Annotated in this window: 4 protein-coding genes and 1 pseudogene; 4 read left to right on the top strand and 1 reads right to left on the bottom strand. The window is 38.4% G+C overall.

The window, feature by feature from the left end; translation table 11 throughout:
• Nucleotides 1–179: 179 nt before the first annotated feature.
• The 4 genes and pseudogenes from H6F92_RS04535 to H6F92_RS04520 form a co-directional block, all read left to right on the top strand.
• Nucleotides 180–386: pseudogene (locus H6F92_RS04535) on the top strand (type II toxin-antitoxin system VapC family toxin); the annotation flags it as partial.
• A gap of 139 nt (nucleotides 387–525) precedes the next feature.
• On the top strand, nucleotides 526–762 hold the full coding sequence (locus tag H6F92_RS04530) for a type II toxin-antitoxin system Phd/YefM family antitoxin (RefSeq protein WP_002769357.1): 237 nt from the start codon (nucleotides 526–528) through the stop codon (nucleotides 760–762).
• Entirely contained in the window at nucleotides 749–1,126 is a 378-nt protein-coding gene (locus H6F92_RS04525; RefSeq protein ID WP_190356929.1) for a type II toxin-antitoxin system VapC family toxin, read from the top strand. Before H6F92_RS04530 ends, H6F92_RS04525 begins: the two co-directional genes overlap by 14 nt.
• Before the next feature lie 243 nt (nucleotides 1,127–1,369).
• A complete protein-coding gene (locus tag H6F92_RS04520) occupies nucleotides 1,370–1,696 on the top strand; it encodes a hypothetical protein (RefSeq protein WP_190356928.1) in 327 nt (108 codons plus the stop codon).
• A 131-nt stretch (nucleotides 1,697–1,827) separates the two neighbouring features.
• Here H6F92_RS04520 and H6F92_RS04515 read toward each other — a convergent pair.
• The coding region (locus H6F92_RS04515; RefSeq protein WP_043998051.1) for a photosynthetic reaction center family protein at nucleotides 1,828–2,139 on the bottom strand (312 nt) is incomplete at its 5' end.

Raw genomic sequence — 2,139 nt, 5'->3', positions numbered from 1 at the left:
TAATCCATAATTTTGCTAATAAACATAGCAAAATTATAGATGATTTCCTGACCTAAGATCACATTTTATTCTTTTTTCCACTTCAATCTAAGAATTGAGAAAAAAGCAAAACCCTCCATTATACCATAAAAAAATTATGCAAGAGGTCTCTTCAAATTTGCCAAGAGTCGAATATGGAAATTATTTCTTACACGCCTCAACTAAGACAAGCTGGATTTCAACTATTCGATGAACGTCCTGATAAAGGCTATAGCCTCACAGATTGCCTCTCTATGATTGTAATGAAACAAAGAGGCATTATAGAAGTCTTAACCCATGACAAACACTTTACCCAAGAAAACTTGCGGATTTTGTTCCAAGATTCTAATTTTAATAATCTTACTTAGAATTTGATTGCTTAGAGCAGTATTTCATTATTGATCTCCACAAAATCGGGCATCGTCAGGAAATTTATCAAGCATAACGGTGATCGCTATAATAGCGAATATCTCCCGTCCCCAAAACTCCCGACTCCCTTGACCAGCAATGAAAAGCGTCACCTCAAGTAAATTACAAAATAACCTAGACCAACTGCTCGATGAAATCCTCAACACAGGAAAACCCCTAGAAATTGAGCGCAACGGCAAACGATTAATCATTAGTCCCGTTGAAACCGTAGATAAATTACAAAAATTAATCTATCGTCCTCAAGCCATTATTGGCGATCCCGATGATCTTGTACAAATCAGTTGGGAACAGGAGACAAACCTTGATTTACCTTGATACTCATATTGTTGTCTGGCTTTATGCAGGACTAACTGCTAAATTAAGCGATTGCGCCAAACATCTAATTAACGAGAATGAACTCTATATTTCGCCGATAGTAAGGCTAGAGTTACAATATTTATACGAAATTGGGCGAATTACTGAAAAATCAGACGACATTGTTCTAGAATTAGTAAGTTGCCTTGATTTAAAGGTATGTAAAAAAGATTTTAATTTAATTATTAATCAGTCTGTCATTATTAACTGGACTCGTGATCCCTCTGATCGCTTAATTGTTAGTAACGCTTCAGTAGATAAACATATTTTGCTAACCAAAGATTATCACATTTTAAATCATTATGAAAATGCCGTATGGGATTAATCACAATCTATGGGAAATTGATGAAGCCTAACGGCGATCAGATCATTCAATCGCTAAATAACGATAGACTCCCATAGGTTAAGTACATAATAACTGTTCAAGGAGAATCATCGGTGATCTCACCTAGTTAAAATCCTGACTCCTAGCGCAAACTTTAAATATTGTAAAAAAAGTAATTTTTTGTATCCCCACTGATTACCATAATGGAAAATTCTGCTAATCTCTATGTTGATGAGGTAACTTATGGAACAGTCAAAGGGTAAATCCTCTCGTCAGCGCGGCGTAATCCTAACCGCCATCGGCTACCAAAAACTCCACCATGCCAAAATGAATTGGGAAATAAAACAAAACACTCGCTGCACCTTAGACATTCTTAGCCAACAAACTGGACTGACTGCCAATACTCTCAGTAAAATTTTTAGTCGCTCTGTCGCCGTTGATAAACGTAGTCTGTACGTCTGCTTTTCTGCCTTTAATCTCGATTTAGACGGTAAAGATTATTTATCCAGTTTTACCCTTGCCTACAAAGACCGCCAATTTTCACATTGGGGGATAAATATGAACTTTTAAAAGATCAATGATTGTGGCGTATAACAGAACTGTCTTTTATTCTCTCATAGCCATGATCGCCACTGGTTATCCCTCCCTTCTCAACAAAAAAGCACCCCCTCGCGGGAGTGCCTTTTCGTTCAGACTAGGAATTAACCATTGATAGCAGGAGCAGTCAGAGCTACGGGAGCCTGTTCACCACTAGCCAAGTCTAAGGGGAAGTTATGAGCATTACGTTCGTGCATTACTTCCATACCGATACCAGCGCGGTTTAACACATCGGCCCAAGTACCAATTACACGACCTTGAGAATCGAGAATCGACTGGTTGAAGTTGAAACCGTTGAGGTTGAACGCCATGGTGCTAACACCCATTGCCGTAAACCAGATACCGATTACCGGCCATGCACCCAAGAAGAAGTGCAGAGAACGGCTATTATTGAAAGAAGCGTATTGGAAGATTAA

The sequence above is a fragment of the Microcystis wesenbergii FACHB-1317 genome (assembly GCF_014696875.1).
GTDB classification, from domain to species: Bacteria; Cyanobacteriota; Cyanobacteriia; order Cyanobacteriales; family Microcystaceae; genus Microcystis; species Microcystis wesenbergii_A.
Note: the sequence above shows the minus strand (reverse complement) of the source record. Positions and strands in the feature narration are given on the sequence as shown.

Excerpts from the sequence above, each read along its gene's own strand:
- H6F92_RS04530 (WP_002769357.1), top strand. The coding sequence starts at position 526 with ATGAAAAGCGTCACCTCAAGTAAATTACAAAATAACCTAGACCAACTG.
- H6F92_RS04520 (WP_190356928.1), top strand. The coding sequence starts at position 1,370 with ATGGAACAGTCAAAGGGTAAATCCTCTCGTCAGCGCGGCGTAATCCTA.